Source organism: Bacteroides sp. AF39-16AC (assembly GCF_003602735.1).
GTDB lineage: Bacteria > Bacteroidota > Bacteroidia > Bacteroidales > Bacteroidaceae > Bacteroides > Bacteroides uniformis.
Genome location: NZ_QTLN01000020.1, coordinates 1 through 16,447 on the forward strand (window position 1 = coordinate 1; position 16,447 = coordinate 16,447).

Sequence of the window (16,447 nt, forward strand, 5' to 3'; positions counted from 1 at the left end):
TTTGTGTATTAGGGAGAGACTTATTACAAGTGGGGAACTTTTTCAGTGCCCTCATTCATCAGGCCTCCTCTTTCCCGTCTTATATGGACAGTTTCAATGACGGTCTTATCTATTGTTTCTTCTATTCTTCCACAGCTTGGTCATGTCTTCCAGTGTCTTGCCTTTCGTTTCGGGAACAAGCTTCCAGACAAACAGAGCAGCCACCACACAGATGATTCCGTATAAGCCATAAGCAAACATGTGCCCGAACTTGTCTCCCATATCTCCCAAATTCATATTGTACATAGGTACGAAGGTGGAAGATACAATGAAATTGAATATCCATTGGAAGGCTACGGCAATGGCTACTGCAGCGCCACGGATGGTATTCGGGAAGATTTCAGCAATCAGTACCCAGCAGATGGGGCCCCAGCTGAACATGAACGAAGCACTGTAGACCATGATGCTGACAACAGCCAACATGGGAGGAAGCCCTGCCACAACGTTGCAAAGAGCTACTCCGAAAGCACCTATCGCCATGCCGATAGACCCCGAGATGAGCAGCGGTTTACGTCCCCATTTCTCGACTGTAAAGACAGCCAGCAACGTGAACAGAATATTGATGATACCCATGATGACGGTTTGAACCATCGGGTTGCCCATTCCCATCGTTTCGAAGATACGCGGTGCGAAATAGAGTACGGCGTTGATACCTACCGCTTGCTGGAATACACTCAGCATGATACCGATAAAGATAACCATCCAGCCATAAGTGAAAAGCTTTTCCGTCTTTTCCTCTGCCGTGGCTTTGATTTGAGACAGAATAACCTTTGCCTGAGCCAAGCCGTTGATACGGCTTAACACCTGGAGTGCCTTATCATCCTTGCCACTCATGGCAAGATAGCGTGGCGTTTCGGGAACAAACAGTACGAGCAACGCAAAGACTCCTGCAGGAACAGCCTCACTGACAAACATCAGACGCCATCCTATCTCTGTGGTCCATGCTGCCGCTTCGGGATTCAGAATCTGGTTGACTCCTTCAATGGCCTTTATCACCGGATTTGAATTCTCGCCCAGAATAAGGAAATTCACGAAGTAAACCACCAACTGGCCGAAGATAATGGCAAACTGATTCCATGATACCAGAGTCCCGCGAATGTTGCTCGGCGCAATTTCCGCAATATACATCGGGCAGATGGCCGATGCCAAACCTACGCCGATTCCTCCCAATACACGGTAGAAATTGAATGCCACGAGCAAGGAATAGGAAGGAACACCATAGTCGAAGAAAAGGAATTCCGGGTAGTAGGAGCCCAATGCCGACAGAAAGAACAAGACGCCGGCTATGAAAAGAGAATTCTTACGTCCCAGATTGGATGCGAAGAATCCCGAAAGAGCACTACCGATGATACATCCGATAAGTGCACTGGAAGAGGTAATGCCGTGAATCGTATCTGTGTAGACAAAATCGGAGGCACCCATAAAAAATGCCTGAAGCCCTTTATCGGCACCGGATATGACTGCTGTATCGTAGCCGAAAAGCAAGCCCCCGATGACGGCTACCAGCACAATAGAGAAGAGGTAGAGTTTACTGCCTTTTTCTGTATAATTCATGATATTAATGATTAATGGTTAATGATTAGCGATTAATGATTAGCGATTAATGATTAATATTGAAACACCTCATGCGCAACTTATTAACCACTAATCACTAAACATTGATCATTATTAGCAGTACATATTCACGATTGCCTCATACAATTCCTGCTTGCCGCTGGTCTGTTTCGGCTCACCGTTGGCTTTTGCGTAAGCTACCAAATCCTCCAGTGTCAGTTTGCCATCTTCAAATTCCTTGCCTTTACCACTGTCGAAGGAAGCATAGCGGTCGGCCAGCATCTTCTTGTAAGGAGACTCTTCAAGCAATTTGGCTGCACTTTCCAGTGCACGTGCCATCACGTCCATACCGGCGATGTGGGCAATGAAAATGTCTTCCAGGTCGGTGGAGTTGCGACGGGTCTTGGCATCGAAGTTTGTACCGCCATTGCCAAAGCCTCCGTTACGGATGATTTGCATCATTGCCTGGGTCAGTTCGAAGTTGTCAATGGGGAACTGGTCTGTATCCCAGCCGTTCTGGTAGTCACCACGGTTGGCGTCGATGGAGCCGAGCATACCGTTGTCTACGGCTACTGCGAGTTCGTGCTCGAAGGTGTGGCCCGCCAAAGTAGCGTGGTTCACTTCGATGTTCACCTTGAAATCTTTGTCCAGATTGTGAGCCTTCAAGAAGCCGATAACGGTTTCGGTGTCTACATCATACTGGTGTTTTGTAGGTTCCATCGGTTTCGGTTCAATCAAGAAGGTACCTTTGAAGCCGCGGGCACGTGCATAGTCGCGGGCGATGGTCAACATCTGTGCGAGGTGCTCTTTCTCACGCTTCTGGTCTGTATTCAGCAATGACATGTAGCCTTCGCGACCGCCCCAGAATACATAGTTTGAACCTCCCAGTTCGATAGTAGCGTCGATGGCGTTTTTGATTTGGATGGCGGCACGTGCCACAACATCGAAATCGGGATTGGTGGCTGCACCATTCATGTAGCGGGCATGGCCGAATACGTTGGCAGTACCCCACAACAGTTTGATGCCGGTTTCTGCTTGTTTCTGCTTGGCATACGCTACGATTTCCTTCAAGTTGGCTTCGTATTCTTCAATGGTCTCGGCTTCTTCGCAGAGGTCTACATCGTGGAAGCAGTAGTATTCGATACCCATTTTCTGCATGAATTCAAAGCCGGCGTCCATTTTGTTCTTGGCAGCCTGAACCTTGTCAGCCTCACCGTTCCAGGGGAATTTCTTTGTTCCGCCACCGAATTGGTCACCACCTTCTGCGCAAAGAGTGTGCCACCATGCCATGGCGAACTTCAGCCATTCGCTCATTTTCTTACCCATGATTACTTTATCGGCATCGTAATAACGGAATGCCATCGGGTTCTTGCTCTCTTTACCTTCGAATTTAATCTTTCCTATTCCGGGAAAATACTCTTTTGTTGCCATAAGAATTTAATGTTTTAATGTGAGAATGTGCCAATGACAGACACATTCATCACGGGGTTAATTATTAATTTATTGTTTTAACGTGCTAACGTTTTAATGTGCACATTAGCACATTACCCAGTGTTTCCAGCGCGCATATGCGTCGGCATAAGCCTGGCGGTCTGCCACTTTCGGCTCTATCACCTCGAGCTTCTCAAGCGTGGCAAATGCTTCGTTGTTGTCCTTGTATATGCCCACACCGATTCCGGCGCCTTTGGCGGCACCTACAGAGCCGTCGGTATCATACAGTTCGATGACAGCTCCCGTCACACCGGCCAATGTCTCGCGGAACAGCGGGCTGAGGAACATATTAGCCTTGCCTGCATGAATTTTCTGCACGGGAATGCCCATTTGTTCCATGATGTCGATTCCATATTTAAAGGAGAAAACGATGCCTTCCTGTGCTGCACGGACGATATGCTGTTTGCCGTGCTGGTTGAAGTTGATGCCATGAATGGAGCAGCCTATTTCCTTGTTCTCCAGCATACGCTCCGCACCGTTTCCAAAGGGCAGGATACTGATACCGGCACTGCCGATGGGGGCTTGTGCGGCCAGCAAATTCATATCGTTGTAAGAGATGCCTTCGGGAGCAACGGTGCGTTTTACCCATGAATTGAGGATGCCCGTACCATTGATGCACAGCAGAACACCCAGACGGGTTTGCCCGGCAGCATGGTTGACGTGTGCAAAGGTGTTGACACGTGACTTGGGGTCGTAGTTCACCTCACCGTTCACGCCGTATACCACGCCGGACGTTCCGGCGGTAGAAGCAATTTCACCCGGATTGAATACATTCAGGGAAAGGGCATTGTTGGGCTGGTCGCCGGCACGGTAAGTGATAGGCGTACCTTCTTTCAGACCCAGCTCTGCGGCTGCAGCAGCATTGACACGTCCCTGCTCGGAGAAAGTCGGTTTGATGTCGGCAATCAGAGAGGAGTCGAATCCATAATAGTCCATCAGAAAGTCGGCAACCCGGTTGTTCTTGAAATCCCAGAACATCCCTTCGGACAAACCGGACACCGTGGTACAGATGGTACCGCTCAACTTCATGGCGATATAGTCGCCCGGCAGCATTATCTTATGAATCTTTTCGTAAACGGAAGGCTCATTCTCCTTAATCCAAGCCAGTTTGGAGGCCGTGAAGTTGCCCGGAGAATTCAGCAGATGTGAAAGGCAAGTCTCCTCTCCCAATGTTTCGAAAGCCTTTTGTCCGTAGGGCACGGCTCTGGAGTCGCACCAGATAATGGCAGGACGCAACACCTGCTGGTTTTTATCTACACATACCAAGCCATGCATCTGATAAGAGATACCGATCGCCTTGATGTCTTCTGCGTTTACTCCGGATTCTGCCAATACCGCTTGTGTGGCCAGTTTCAAGTTTTCCCACCAGTTTCCGGGGTCTTGCTCTGCCCAGCCGGGCTTCACTGCGATAATTTCCGCTTCAGTCTTGGGGAAGAAGGCAGACGATACACACTTGCCGCTTTCCGCATTTACCAGACTCGCTTTTACAGACGAGCTGCCGATGTCATAACCTAATAAATACATTTCTATCAATATTAAAATGAAAGTGATATGAAGAATTTACAATCCGGCTACCGTCGGATTTTATTGTATATCTTTTTGTCGAAACGGTAGTAGCGTGCCGCCCGGTGGGCCACGCCCTGCTGTTTTTCTTCCAGGGGGACGACATACTCCATCAAGGCAATTTTTTTATGGAAATTGCGTACGTCGTACTGCTTGTCATACACCAGTTCGTACAAAGTGCGAAGCTGGGATGCGGTGAACTTACGCGGCAACAAGTCGAACAGTGAAGACGGGTTGAACTCGACGTACTGACGGACATAGGTAATGGCTTCCTTGATAATCAGGTTGTGGTCGAATGCCAGAGCCTTTATATCCGGCATGGCTACCCAACTGGCTTGATAATTGTCCAAATCACGGTTCAATGCGCGGTCTATCTTCACCAGGGAAAGATAGGCTATGGTGACAATACGCTCCACCCTGGACTGCATGGCACGTTCCAGCCAATGTACATCTCTGGGGTCCTTCGTACGGTTTTTTGAGCCGAATGCCTTGAATTGCATCAGATTGACGTTCTTCAGCCCCGTCAATTCATTCAACACCCGTTTGGCAGCTTCATCCAAATCCTCATCCATGTAAATCAAACTTCCGGGAAGCTTCATATCATGAAAGATTTCTCCTTCTTCCTCTCCTGCACGCTTAATCAGCAGAACCTTTAGCTGTTCTCCGTCAAAACCAATCACTACACAGTCCACAGAGATATGATTGTTTGCCAACGGCGTTTTTTGTTCTATGTTTTGCATAATATATCTCGTTAAGCGCTGCAAATATAAATAGGTTTTTCTAATTTGCAATAAAGGAAAAGAATATTTTTATAATGTTATAAAGCATTATTTTTCAACCGAATACATATCTTACTTTATACAATATCATTTTCAGTTGTTATCGTATGGAATACAATATGTAATTTACAAGAATATACAAGAGGTCTAATTGTAGGAAGTACAATAAGGAGAAAGTGTTTCATTTATAAGTATTTCAGTATCCGGATACCACAGAAGGTCCAAGCATACATATTGTATTTTAGCTTCCCCTTTAAAGTAAGGGTATTGCACAAAAAACATCCGTTTGTGCGGTGAATATCAGAAAAACCTCTACCTTTGCAGCACTTTTTATTTAAACACTAAAAAACGAGTAAATATGAAAGCATTTGTATTTCCGGGTCAAGGTGCCCAATTCGTTGGCATGGGAAAGGACCTGTACGAAAATTCGGCATTAGCCAAGGAACTTTTTGAGAAAGCAAATGATATCCTCGGGTATCGTATTACTGATATTATGTTCAACGGAACAGATGAAGACCTGCGCCAGACTAAAGTTACCCAACCTGCCGTGTTCCTTCATTCCGTTATTTCCGCCCTCTGCATGGGCGATGACTTTAAGCCGGAGATGACCGCCGGTCACTCATTGGGCGAGTTCTCTGCCTTGGTTGCTGCCGGTGCACTGAGCTTTGAAGATGGTCTGAAACTGGTGTATGCCCGTGCCATGGCTATGCAAAAGGCTTGCGAGGCACAGCCCTCCACTATGGCAGCCATTATTGCCCTGCCGGATGAAAAGGTTGAGGAAATCTGCGCCCAGGTAAGTGCCGAAGGTGAAGTTTGCGTGGCAGCCAACTATAATTGCCCGGGACAGATTGTAATTTCCGGTTCCATAGAAGGTATCAACAAGGCTTGCGAACTGATGAAGGCTGCAGGTGCCAAGCGCGCCTTACCGTTGAAGGTAGGCGGTGCATTCCACTCTCCATTGATGGACCCTGCCAAAGTGGAACTGGAAGCAGCCATCAATGCAACAGAAATCCATGCTCCGAAGTGCCCCGTATATCAGAATGTAGACGCTATGCCTCATACTGACCCGGTAGAAATCAAGAAGAACCTGGTGGCTCAGCTGACAGCATCGGTACGTTGGACGCAAACAGTGAAGAACATGGTTGCCGATGGTGCTACGGACTTCACAGAGTGCGGTCCTGGTGCAGTGCTGCAAGGTCTTATCAAGAAGATTGCACCGGAAGCTACGGCTCACGGGATTGCATAATTCCTTAAATAGAATATTTTCAAGGCTGTCTTTCTTCAAATAGACAGCCTTTCTTGTTTTAGTAGGCCATTTTATTCAACGGGAGTCAGAACCACTGTTCGGAATACGCTGAAAAAGATACGTGCCACAAAGGGGCGCGAGTAAACAAAAAGTAATCACTGAAATAAAAAGTACGTTCTTTTGTTTTTTATTTCCGATTTTCCCTTACCTTTGTTGCCGTAAAGACAAAGGGGTGCCCCGACGGGCTGAGATTATACCCTCGAACCTGATGCAGTTAGTACTGCCGTAGGAATTGGATATTTCTTTCTTCACTGAACTTGCCGTAAAGACGCTTCTTTGTATTTACTTCCATTGTTTTATTTCTTAATGAACAGAAAAATGAAAGTATTGGTCAACAACAAGGAAGTGAAAACCGGCGCCACTACCCTTTCACAACTTATCGAGGAACTTGCCCTACCGATGCAAGGCATTGCCGTGGCCGTAGACAACCGTATTGTACTTCGCACGGAATGGACAAAATGCATCCTGAGGGAATACATGCCCATCATCATTATCAAAGCAGCTTGCGGAGGGTGAGGAAGATGAAGGACGAGAGACTGAAAAACGGAGGAATGCAGTTCATCACGCACTATACGGAACGATATTCGTACCTGGATGCTGCACGCATGGCTCTTGAGGGCGGTTGCCGCTGGGTGCAACTGCGCATGAAAGACACCCCGGTGGAAACGATAGAACCCGTAGCTTTGGAAGTGCAGGCCCTTTGCCGGCAATACGGTGCCACCTTCATCATTGACGACCATGTGGAACTGGCGCGAAAACTGCATGCCGACGGCGTACATCTTGGAAAGAAAGACATGCCCATAGCCGACGCACGCCGGATTCTGGGCGCGGAGTACATTATAGGCGGTACCGCCAATACTTTTGAGGATGTACTGCAACACTACAAAGCCGGTGCCGACTACATAGGCTGCGGCCCCTTCCGCTACACCACTACCAAGAAGAATCTGAGTCCGATATTGGGACTGGAAGGATATACAGCTATCATCCACCGGATGCAGGAGAAGGATATACACCTTCCGATAGTAGCCATCGGTGGAATAACCATAGCGGATATTCCAGCCGTTATGCAGACGGGGGTAAGCGGGATTGCCCTTTCGGGCACGGTACTGCATGCCGATAGTCCGGCAGATGAAATGAAAAGAATCATTTCTTTAATGGAGAATGAAAAATAAAGAATTAATATATGACGACTGATATGGAAAAATTAGTGATTGCGGAACGTGAGTTCAACTCCCGTCTGTTTTTAGGAACCGGAAAGTTCAATTCCGATGAAGTGATGGAGCAGTCTATCCTGGCATCCGGCACAGAAATGGTGACGGTAGCCATGAAACGCATTGAACTGGACAACAAGGAAGACAATATGCTGGTACACATACAGCATCCCGGTATCCAGCTTCTGCCCAACACCTCCGGCGTGCGCAATGCCGAAGAAGCTGTTTTTGCTGCACAGATGGCGCGTGAAGCTTTCGGCACGAACTGGCTGAAACTGGAGATACACCCCGACCCCCGCTATCTGTTGCCCGATTCTGTAGAGACGCTGAAAGCCACGGAAGAACTGGTCAAGTTAGGATTTGTGGTACTGCCCTATTGCCAGGCCGACCCCACACTGTGCAAGAGGCTGGAAGAAGCCGGTGCCGCCACCGTCATGCCGCTGGGTGCTCCTATCGGTACAAACAAAGGACTACAGACAAGGGATTTCCTGAGAATAATCATTGAACAAGCCAATATCCCCGTAGTGGTGGATGCCGGTATCGGTGCCCCGAGCCATGCGGCAGAGGCTATGGAAATGGGTGCGTCGGCTTGCCTGGTGAATACAGCCATTGCCGTGGCGGGCGACCCCGTGGCCATGGCGGTAGCGTTCAAGCAGGCTGTAGAGGCAGGACGCATGGCATACGAAGCAGGTCTGGGCGCACAAGCCGATAATTTTGTTGCGGAAGCCAGCTCACCGCTGACGGCTTTTTTGAACCTATAAAATTGACAATGCAATGAACCAGAAGATAAAATTCCCCCGTTCCGAGAAAGTATATTTGCCGGGTACCTTGTTTCCCGAATTGCGCGTAGCTATGCGCAAGGTGGAGCAAGTGCCCAGTACGAACTTCGTTGATGGAGAAAAGGTACTTACTCCGAATCCGGAAGTGTATGTGTATGATACCAGCGGACCGTTCAGCGACCCTGCCATTGAAGTGGATTTGAAGAAAGGGCTGCCCCGTCTGCGCGAACCGTGGATACTGAAACGCGGCGATGTGGAGCAGCTTTCCGAAATAACGTCGGAGTACGGGCGCATGCGCCGCGACGACCGGTCGCTCGACTCTCTGCGCTTTGAGCATATCACCCTGCCCTACCGCGCCCTTCAAGGAAAATGCTGCACACAGATGTACTATGCCAAACAAGGCATCATCACGCCTGAAATGGAGTATGTGGCGATTCGCGAGAACATGAACTGCGCGGAGCTGGGAATAGAGACGCACATCACACCGGAATTTGTACGCCAGGAGATTGCTGCCGGACGCGCCCTGCTTCCTGCCAACATCAACCATCCCGAAGCAGAGCCGATGATTATAGGCCGTAACTTCCTGGTGAAGATAAATACCAATATCGGAAACTCCGCCACCACCTCGGGTATCGAAGAAGAGGTGGAGAAAGCATTGTGGAGCTGCAAATGGGGCGGCGACACGCTGATGGACCTCTCCACGGGCGAGAACATACACGAAACGCGCGAATGGATTATCCGCAACTGTCCCGTTCCCGTGGGCACTGTCCCCATCTACCAGGCATTGGAGAAAGTGAACGGCAAGGTGGAAGACCTCACCTGGGAAATCTACCGCGACACCTTGATTGAACAATGCGAGCAGGGAGTGGACTACTTCACCATCCATGCCGGCATACGCCGCCACAATGTGCATCTGGCCGAGAAAAGGTTGTGCGGCATCGTGAGCCGTGGCGGCAGCATCATGAGCAAATGGTGCCTGGTGCACGACCGCGAGAGTTTCCTTTACGAACACTTTGATGACATTTGCGACATTCTGGCACAGTATGACGTTGCCATCTCTTTGGGAGACGGGCTGCGTCCGGGGTCTACGCACGATGCCAACGATGAAGCGCAGTTTGCAGAACTCGACACGATGGGCGAGCTTGTGCTGCGTGCTTGGGACAAGAATGTGCAGGCTTTCATCGAAGGTCCCGGCCACGTGCCCATGCACAAGATTAAGGAGAATATGGAGCGCCAGATAGAAAAATGCCACGATGCGCCTTTCTATACGCTCGGCCCCATCGTGACGGACATCGCACCGGGTTACGACCATATTACGTCTGCCATCGGCGCGGCACAGATAGGCTGGCTGGGTACGGCCATGCTCTGTTATGTCACCCCCAAAGAGCATCTGGCGCTGCCCGATAAGGAGGATGTGCGTGTAGGTGTCATCACCTATAAGATAGCCGCCCATGCCGCCGACCTGGCAAAAGGGCATCCCGGAGCACAAGTGCGTGACAATGCACTGAGCAAAGCACGTTATGAATTCCGCTGGAAAGACCAGTTTGACTTGTCGCTCGACCCGGAACGTGCGTTCAGCTATTTCCATGCAGGGAAGCATGTGGATGGGGAGTATTGCACGATGTGCGGACCAAACTTCTGTGCAATGCGGTTGTCGAGAGAATTAAAAAAGAAATAAATGGGAATTGATAGAGCACTATGTTTTCAGACGAATTAGAACATATATCCTGGGAGGAAACCACGGCACGCATCCATGCCAAGACAGATGCGGATGTACGCCGTGCCCTCTCCAAAGAACATTGTAATGTAGAGGACTTCATGGCCCTCATCTCACCCGCCGCTGCCCCCTATCTGGAGACGATGGCACGATTGAGCAAGAAATACACCGAGGCACGATTCGGGAAAACCATCTCCATGTTCGTGCCTCTTTACATCACGAATTCCTGCACCAACTCTTGCGTGTATTGCGGTTTCCATATCAGCAACCCCATGCCGCGTACCATACTGACGGAAGAAGAAATCGTGAACGAATACAAGGCCATCAAGAAGCTGGCACCTTTCGAGAATTTGCTGTTGGTGACGGGAGAAAATCCGGCCAAAGCAGGCGTGCCCTACATAGCCCGTGCACTGGACCTGGCAAAACCCTACTTCAGCAATCTGAAAATAGAAGTGATGCCCTTAAAAACGGAAGAGTATGCAACGCTGAAAGAACACGGCATGAATGGCGTGATTTGTTTTCAAGAAACCTACCACAAGTCGAATTACAACATCTACCACCCCCGTGGCATGAAGTCCAAATTCGAATGGCGTGTCAATGGTTTCGACCGCATGGGGCAGGCAGGCGTCCATTCCATCGGCATGGGAGTGCTCATCGGTCTGGAGAAAGAATGGCGGACAGACATCACCATGATGGCTTATCACCTGCGCTATCTCCAGAAACATTATTGGCAAACGAAATACAGCGTCAACTTCCCCCGTATGCGTCCTTCGGAGAACGGCGGCTTCCAGCCCAATGTCATCATGAGCGACCGCGAACTGGCACAAGTCACTTTCGCCATGCGCATCTTCGACCATGATGTGGACATCTCCTACTCCACCCGCGAGCCTGCCGATATACGCGACCATATGGCAACACTCGGTGTGACAACCATGAGCGCCGAAAGCAAGACCGAACCGGGAGGATATTACAGCTATCCGCAAACACTGGAACAGTTTCATGTCAGCGACGAGCGCAAGGCTGTGGAAGTGGACAAAGCATTGAAACGCCTGGGGCGCGAACCAGTGTGGAAAGATTGGGATGCGAGTTTTGATTTGAAGGCTTTCAAGAGATGAGTGACCGAATACAGAACCTTAATAACAATGAACAAATGAACCGATATGCCAGACAAACGTCCCTTCCCGAAATAGGCGAAGCCGGACAAGAGAAACTGCGTAATGCCAAGGTGTTGATAGTCGGTGTGGGAGGATTAGGTTCTCCCATTGCCCTCTATCTGGCGGGAGCAGGAGTCGGAACGCTGGGATTGGTGGACGATGACCAAGTCAGCATCAGTAATCTTCAACGTCAGGTTCTGTATGCTGAAGCTGACCTTGGGCAGCCTAAACCTCTATGTGGCGCCCGTAGAGTGCAGGGTTTGAACAGCGATGTAAACGTGGAAGTATACCCCTTCCGTCTGGACAAGAAGAATGCCGGAGAACTGATAAGGAACTACGATATAGTGGTAGACGGGTGCGACAACTTCGCTACCCGCTACTTGCTGAATGACGTATGCAACGCTTGGGGCAAGCCCTACGTTTATGGTGCCATTCAAGGCTTTGAAGGCCAAGTATCCGTTTTCTGCTACGGTGAAGGTGCGAAGACTTACCGTGACCTCTATCCGGATGAAGAAGGGACACTGCTCATGCCGTCTCCGGACAAATCGGTTATCGGCGTAACCCCTGCCATTGTGGGTAGCGTAGAAGCCAATGAAGTGTTGAAACTGATTTGTGGCTACGGCGAACCCTTGGCTGGAAAGCTATGGACGATTGATTTAAGGACCATGCAGTCGTATATTCTCTCATTATAGCATCCATAAAGATATGAAGCTGATAGTCATTACCACGCCGCAATTCTTTGAAGGAGAAGCAGCGGCAGTTACCTCCTTATTCCAAAACGGTTTGGAAATACTCCATCTGCGCAAGCCGGGAGCTTCGGCAGAAGAGATGGAGTATTTCCTGCGGCAGTTGCCGATGGAATATATGCCGCGCATTGTCACGCATGAGCAATTCCAGCTGGCATCCGTTTTCGGTCTGAAAGGAATTCATCTGAACGGGCGCAATCCGCAGATACCGTTCGGATATAAGGGACACATCAGTTGTTCCTGCCACTCTCTTGAAGAAGTGTTGAAACATAAATCAGATTGTAGCTATGTGTTCCTCAGTCCCATTTATGACAGTATATCCAAAGAAGGCTACTCTTCCGCTTACTCCTGCGATACCTTGAAGAAAGCACAGCAAGCAGGTATCATCGATTCCAACGTCATGGCATTGGGTGGCATCAGCCTGGAGCATCTTCCGGAAATAGCCGCTTTAGGTTTCGGAGGTGCCGTCCTGCTAGGAGACATCTGGCAGCAAGCGAAGGAAGATTTCATCCCCCACTTCCTCCACCTGAAACAGCTCTCCTCCCCCCCCTCTTTAATTTTTAATTTTTAATTTCTAATTATCTCATGCTTCCCCCTATTATCCTTTCCATTGCCGGTTCCGACTGTTCGGGCGGTGCAGGCATACAAGCAGACATAAAGACCATTTCCGCTTTGGGAGGTTATGCCGCTTCCGTCATCACGGCTGTTACTGCACAAAACACACTGGGAGTACAATCGGTTTATCCGATACCTGCGGATATGGTTAAGGCACAAATCACCTCTGTTATGGATGATTTAAGGCCGGATGCCGTCAAGATAGGTATGGTACATGATGCCAGTATTGTGACCACCATTGTCGATTGTCTTCAGACTTATACTCCGGAGTGTATAGTCTATGACCCCGTCATGATATCGACCAGCGGACGGCGACTGATGACCGAAGAAACCATACAAGTCATTAAGACGGAACTGTTTCCGCTATGCACCCTCATTACTCCCAACCTGAATGAAGCAAGCCTGCTTTGGGGGCAAACCATTACCGGTACTGTGGAGATGCGACAAGCGGCACAGGAATTATCCTGCAGATACAACACCGCTATTCTCGTCAAAGGCGGACATCTGGAGGGTAATGACATGTGCGACGTGCTTTATTGCCGGCAACCTTCTGCCGGGGCTGACGTCCTGCCATCCGGATGCATCCTCTATTCCAACCCCAAAATAGAGAGCCGTAACCTGCACGGCACAGGGTGTACCCTTTCCTCTGCCATAGCTACATTTCTTGCCGGTGGCAACAAACTCGATGAAGCGGTCTGCAAGGCTAAAGAGTATATCGGTACTGCGATAAACCGGGGGAAAGACATGAATATAGGGCACGGGAACGGTCCGTTATGGCACTTTCCTTTATCGGAATAAGAGCTCGTCGAAACGCATTATCTGTTTACCTTAAACGCATTATCTGTCAGCCTCCGATACATCATGTGTTTGGCACCAACGGACAATGCGTTTCGACATGCCTGCTTCTTAATAGCGTATGCCCAGAATTTTCTTGGCATCGTCTTTCTTGAACAGTGAATCAATGACGTCTAAAATCGCTTCGTAATTTTCCGGATCTACGATATTGGGAGCGAATATGTTGAGGACTTTCATCTTGTCGTCATCAAAAGTATATAGTGCCATCAAACTGGCACATTGCACACAGTTCAGACTGTTGTTTCGGGCAACAGTTCTCATCATTTCGATTTGATCATCCTTGAAAGGGCGGGACTTCACTTTTTCATAAAAATGCCGGAAGTCTTCGGGGTGCATCCCTCTGACGTAAACCGGGACTGGAGAATCAATCACTACTTCACTGGGAACAACCGGCAACGTACGTGGCTCTCCGGAGAATGAATCCATCGCAACGACTCTCCCACCTTCAAAAGTCACGACAATCTGAGTTCGGCTGATATTACTTTTACCGGACAGCACTCTGGAATATTCCCATTCTTCTATATCCCGGTCGAAGCGGCGATACTCTGGAGTTCCCAATATCTTGGTGACCTCCTGCCTGCTCATCCCCTTCTGGATACTGTTCAACACATCTACCTTAGCATCATAAAACAAACTGGAACAACTGCTGAATCCCATCGTCATTACCAGTCCCGCAATAATTAGTCTGATTGTTTTCATCTTATCGAGTTTTTAGTTGCCACAAAGGTAGGCAGAAACATGGATAGACCTCTTATTATCCCCCTATTTGTCAAAAGGGATTTCCCTACTTTTTTTAGCCATATACCTATTAATATGGAAATAATCCGTTATTTTTGCAGATACTATCACTATAAACAGGTAAAACACATGGAAAAAGCAAAAGTATACTACTCTGACTTGCGTACTTCCCCTACATCCAATCTTTTGGATAAAATGGAACGCTTGCTGAAACGGGCAGGCATCGAGCAACTTCCTTTGAAAGATAGCTTTGCTGCCATTAAAATCCATTTCGGCGAACCCGGAAACCTGGCATACTTGCGTCCCAATTATGCAGCTCGAATGGCAACCCTGCTCCGCAGCCTGGGAGCCAAACCTTTCTTGACGGACTGCAACACGCTGTATTCCGGTCGTCGTGCCAATGCTGTAGACCACTTGCAAAGTGCGATGGAGAATGGCTTTAACCCTATCTCGGCCCAGTGCCAGGTCATTATCGGCGACGGACTGAAGGGAACGGACTACCGCGAAATCCCTCTGAACGGGGAATATTGTCCGGCACCCAAAATCGGCACAGCGATAGCCGATGCCGATATTGTAATCAGTATGAACCACTTCAAGGGGCACGAACAAGCCGGTTTTGGCGGCGCCTTGAAGAATCTGGGCATGGGATGTGCCAGCGTAGGCGGAAAGCTGGAACTGCATTGCGCCTCGCAACCCAAGATTGATGAAGCAAGCTGCATCGGCTGCAACATCTGCGTGAAGCATTGCGCACACGACGCTGTGCACCTCAATGCCAGCCGCAAGGCAGAAATAGACTACGCCAAATGCGTAGGTTGCGGACAGTGCGTAGCCCTCTGCCAGCACGACGGTGCCGTGATGGGAGCCGAAGATACTTCCGAGCGCCTGAACTACAAGATTGCGGAATATGCCCTCGCTGTCGTTATGGGCAAGCCCCATTTCCACATCAGCTTCATCATGAACGTATCTCCCGAATGCGACTGCTGGAACCACAACGATGCCGCCATCGTGCCCGACCTCGGCATTCTGGCTTCGGCAGACCCGGTTGCACTGGACAAGGCATGTGCAGATATGGTCATCCAAGCCCCGATACTGCACGGTAACAATTGCCTTGCCACGGCACACGAGCACGACGACTTGTGTGGATGCGACAAGTTCCACTTGATGCACCCCGACACAGACTGGCTTGCCGGATTGCGCCATGCCGAGAAAATAGGATTGGGAACCATGGAATATGAATTGGTGAAGATTTGATTAAACCTTTTCAGTTTTAAACAGTCATAATAAAAATAGATTTATCAACTATAATATTATACAAATGGAAACATCTGTAAAACTTTATTCTTTGCCTTTCGGCAACGTAAAGACCTATCTATTCGCCCTGCTGTTCGTGGCAGGAAACATCGCCTTGCCGCAACTCTGCCATCTGGTCCCAGCAGGCGGTCCGACGTTGCTTCCCATCTATTTCTTTACACTGATAGCTGCTTATAAATATGGTTTCAAGGTAGGTCTGCTGACGGCTCTCTTGTCTCCGGTCATCAATCATCTGCTTTTTGCCATGCCTGCAGCAGCCGTGTTGCCGGCCATACTTATAAAGTCCGGTCTGCTGGCCGGAACCGCCGCTCTTGCTGCACGCTATGCCAAGAATATCTCTTTATTGGCATTGCTGGGTGTAATCCTCTCCTATCAAATTATCGGTACGGCCTTTGAATGGGCACTGTGCGGTAATTTCTTTTTGGCAGTGCAAGATTTCCGTATGGGCATTCCGGGCATGCTGATTCAGTGGTTTGGAGGATATGCACTGCTGAAAGCAATCGCAAAGAAATAAACGTATATTCTCAAACAGTATCCCTTAATCCTAAAACTTTGTTCGCACACTGCGGATACATATCCCCAGTTTGCG

The 16,447-nt window shown here is 49.1% G+C and carries 16 protein-coding genes and 1 riboswitch; of the genes, 11 read left to right on the forward strand and 5 right to left on the reverse strand.

What is annotated here, in order from left to right; all coding sequences use genetic code 11:
- Nucleotides 1-105 precede the first annotated feature (105 nt).
- The 4 genes from xylE to DW039_RS15200 form a co-directional block, all read right to left on the reverse strand.
- Nucleotides 106-1,593, reverse strand: a complete 1,488-nt coding sequence (gene xylE / locus DW039_RS15185; protein ID WP_120382098.1) for a D-xylose transporter XylE — start codon at nt 1,591-1,593, stop codon at nt 106-108.
- A 114-nt stretch (nt 1,594-1,707) separates the two neighbouring features.
- The gene (gene xylA / locus DW039_RS15190; protein WP_005825539.1) at nt 1,708-3,024 is read right to left on the reverse strand and encodes a xylose isomerase; all 1,317 of its coding nucleotides are present in this window, start codon (nt 3,022-3,024) and stop codon (nt 1,708-1,710) included.
- A gap of 105 nt (nt 3,025-3,129) precedes the next feature.
- Entirely contained in the window at nt 3,130-4,608 is a 1,479-nt protein-coding gene (locus DW039_RS15195) for a xylulokinase (protein WP_120382099.1), read from the reverse strand.
- A 47-nt stretch (nt 4,609-4,655) separates the two neighbouring features.
- The gene (locus DW039_RS15200; RefSeq protein WP_034523179.1) at nt 4,656-5,387 is read right to left on the reverse strand and encodes an NUDIX domain-containing protein; all 732 of its coding nucleotides are present in this window, start codon (nt 5,385-5,387) and stop codon (nt 4,656-4,658) included.
- A gap of 397 nt (nt 5,388-5,784) precedes the next feature.
- Here DW039_RS15200 and fabD point away from each other — a divergent pair, with 397 nt between their 5' ends.
- The 9 genes from fabD to thiD all read left to right on the forward strand — a co-directional run bounded on the left by fabD (nt 5,785) and on the right by thiD (nt 13,752).
- Nucleotides 5,785-6,672: an ACP S-malonyltransferase gene (fabD, locus tag DW039_RS15205; protein WP_120382100.1), complete on the forward strand. Its 888-nt coding sequence runs from the start codon at nt 5,785-5,787 to the stop codon at nt 6,670-6,672.
- Nucleotides 6,673-6,890: 218 nt separating this feature from the next.
- Nucleotides 6,891-6,981, forward strand: a riboswitch (TPP riboswitch).
- 69 nt (nt 6,982-7,050) lie between these two features.
- Entirely contained in the window at nt 7,051-7,248 is a 198-nt protein-coding gene (gene thiS / locus DW039_RS15210; RefSeq protein ID WP_005837106.1) for a sulfur carrier protein ThiS, read from the forward strand.
- 5 nt (nt 7,249-7,253) lie between these two features.
- Nucleotides 7,254-7,904: a thiamine phosphate synthase gene (locus DW039_RS15215; protein ID WP_009038436.1), complete on the forward strand. Its 651-nt coding sequence runs from the start codon at nt 7,254-7,256 to the stop codon at nt 7,902-7,904.
- 23 nt (nt 7,905-7,927) lie between these two features.
- Nucleotides 7,928-8,704 carry a thiazole synthase gene (locus DW039_RS15220; protein ID WP_120382114.1) on the forward strand — a complete coding sequence of 259 codons (777 nt, stop codon included), beginning with the start codon at nt 7,928-7,930 and terminating at the stop codon, nt 8,702-8,704.
- A 13-nt stretch (nt 8,705-8,717) separates the two neighbouring features.
- A complete protein-coding gene (gene thiC / locus DW039_RS15225) occupies nt 8,718-10,400 on the forward strand; it encodes a phosphomethylpyrimidine synthase ThiC (protein WP_120382101.1) in 1,683 nt (560 codons plus the stop codon).
- Between the two features lie 20 nt (nt 10,401-10,420).
- Nucleotides 10,421-11,554: a 2-iminoacetate synthase ThiH gene (gene thiH, locus DW039_RS15230; RefSeq protein ID WP_008664609.1), complete on the forward strand. Its 1,134-nt coding sequence runs from the start codon at nt 10,421-10,423 to the stop codon at nt 11,552-11,554.
- Nucleotides 11,555-11,589: 35 nt separating this feature from the next.
- Complete coding sequence (locus tag DW039_RS15235; RefSeq protein ID WP_119958123.1) at nt 11,590-12,285, forward strand: HesA/MoeB/ThiF family protein; 696 nt, start codon at nt 11,590-11,592, stop codon at nt 12,283-12,285.
- Between the two features lie 13 nt (nt 12,286-12,298).
- A complete protein-coding gene (locus DW039_RS15240; RefSeq protein WP_117962478.1) occupies nt 12,299-12,910 on the forward strand; it encodes a thiamine phosphate synthase in 612 nt (203 codons plus the stop codon).
- 14 nt (nt 12,911-12,924) lie between these two features.
- Nucleotides 12,925-13,752, forward strand: a complete 828-nt coding sequence (thiD, locus tag DW039_RS15245; RefSeq protein ID WP_035448499.1) for a bifunctional hydroxymethylpyrimidine kinase/phosphomethylpyrimidine kinase — start codon at nt 12,925-12,927, stop codon at nt 13,750-13,752.
- Between the two features lie 108 nt (nt 13,753-13,860).
- Here thiD and DW039_RS15250 read toward each other — a convergent pair whose 3' ends face one another.
- Complete coding sequence (locus DW039_RS15250; protein WP_119958105.1) at nt 13,861-14,508, reverse strand: DUF4476 domain-containing protein; 648 nt, start codon at nt 14,506-14,508, stop codon at nt 13,861-13,863.
- Nucleotides 14,509-14,676: 168 nt separating this feature from the next.
- Here DW039_RS15250 and DW039_RS15255 point away from each other — a divergent pair, with 168 nt between their 5' ends.
- Nucleotides 14,677-15,798, forward strand: a complete 1,122-nt coding sequence (locus tag DW039_RS15255) for a DUF362 domain-containing protein (RefSeq protein ID WP_009038441.1) — start codon at nt 14,677-14,679, stop codon at nt 15,796-15,798.
- 64 nt (nt 15,799-15,862) lie between these two features.
- Nucleotides 15,863-16,372: an ECF transporter S component gene (locus tag DW039_RS15260; protein WP_165853115.1), complete on the forward strand. Its 510-nt coding sequence runs from the start codon at nt 15,863-15,865 to the stop codon at nt 16,370-16,372.
- Nucleotides 16,373-16,447: the final 75 nt, after the last annotated feature.

What these genes read in the sequence shown, in the direction of transcription:
- xylE (WP_120382098.1), bottom strand. Translation starts at nt 1,593, where the DNA reads ATGAATTATACAGAAAAAGGCAGTAAACTCTACCTCTTCTCTATTGTG.
- xylA (WP_005825539.1), bottom strand. Translation starts at nt 3,024, where the DNA reads ATGGCAACAAAAGAGTATTTTCCCGGAATAGGAAAGATTAAATTCGAA.
- DW039_RS15195 (WP_120382099.1), bottom strand. Translation starts at nt 4,608, where the DNA reads ATGTATTTATTAGGTTATGACATCGGCAGCTCGTCTGTAAAAGCGAGT.
- DW039_RS15200 (WP_034523179.1), bottom strand. Translation starts at nt 5,387, where the DNA reads ATGCAAAACATAGAACAAAAAACGCCGTTGGCAAACAATCATATCTCT.
- fabD (WP_120382100.1), top strand. Translation starts at nt 5,785, where the DNA reads ATGAAAGCATTTGTATTTCCGGGTCAAGGTGCCCAATTCGTTGGCATG.
- thiS (WP_005837106.1), top strand. Translation starts at nt 7,051, where the DNA reads ATGAAAGTATTGGTCAACAACAAGGAAGTGAAAACCGGCGCCACTACC.
- DW039_RS15215 (WP_009038436.1), top strand. Translation starts at nt 7,254, where the DNA reads ATGAAGGACGAGAGACTGAAAAACGGAGGAATGCAGTTCATCACGCAC.
- DW039_RS15220 (WP_120382114.1), top strand. Translation starts at nt 7,928, where the DNA reads ATGGAAAAATTAGTGATTGCGGAACGTGAGTTCAACTCCCGTCTGTTT.
- thiC (WP_120382101.1), top strand. Translation starts at nt 8,718, where the DNA reads ATGAACCAGAAGATAAAATTCCCCCGTTCCGAGAAAGTATATTTGCCG.
- thiH (WP_008664609.1), top strand. Translation starts at nt 10,421, where the DNA reads ATGTTTTCAGACGAATTAGAACATATATCCTGGGAGGAAACCACGGCA.
- DW039_RS15235 (WP_119958123.1), top strand. Translation starts at nt 11,590, where the DNA reads ATGAACCGATATGCCAGACAAACGTCCCTTCCCGAAATAGGCGAAGCC.
- DW039_RS15240 (WP_117962478.1), top strand. Translation starts at nt 12,299, where the DNA reads ATGAAGCTGATAGTCATTACCACGCCGCAATTCTTTGAAGGAGAAGCA.
- thiD (WP_035448499.1), top strand. Translation starts at nt 12,925, where the DNA reads ATGCTTCCCCCTATTATCCTTTCCATTGCCGGTTCCGACTGTTCGGGC.
- DW039_RS15250 (WP_119958105.1), bottom strand. Translation starts at nt 14,508, where the DNA reads ATGAAAACAATCAGACTAATTATTGCGGGACTGGTAATGACGATGGGA.
- DW039_RS15255 (WP_009038441.1), top strand. Translation starts at nt 14,677, where the DNA reads ATGGAAAAAGCAAAAGTATACTACTCTGACTTGCGTACTTCCCCTACA.
- DW039_RS15260 (WP_165853115.1), top strand. Translation starts at nt 15,863, where the DNA reads ATGGAAACATCTGTAAAACTTTATTCTTTGCCTTTCGGCAACGTAAAG.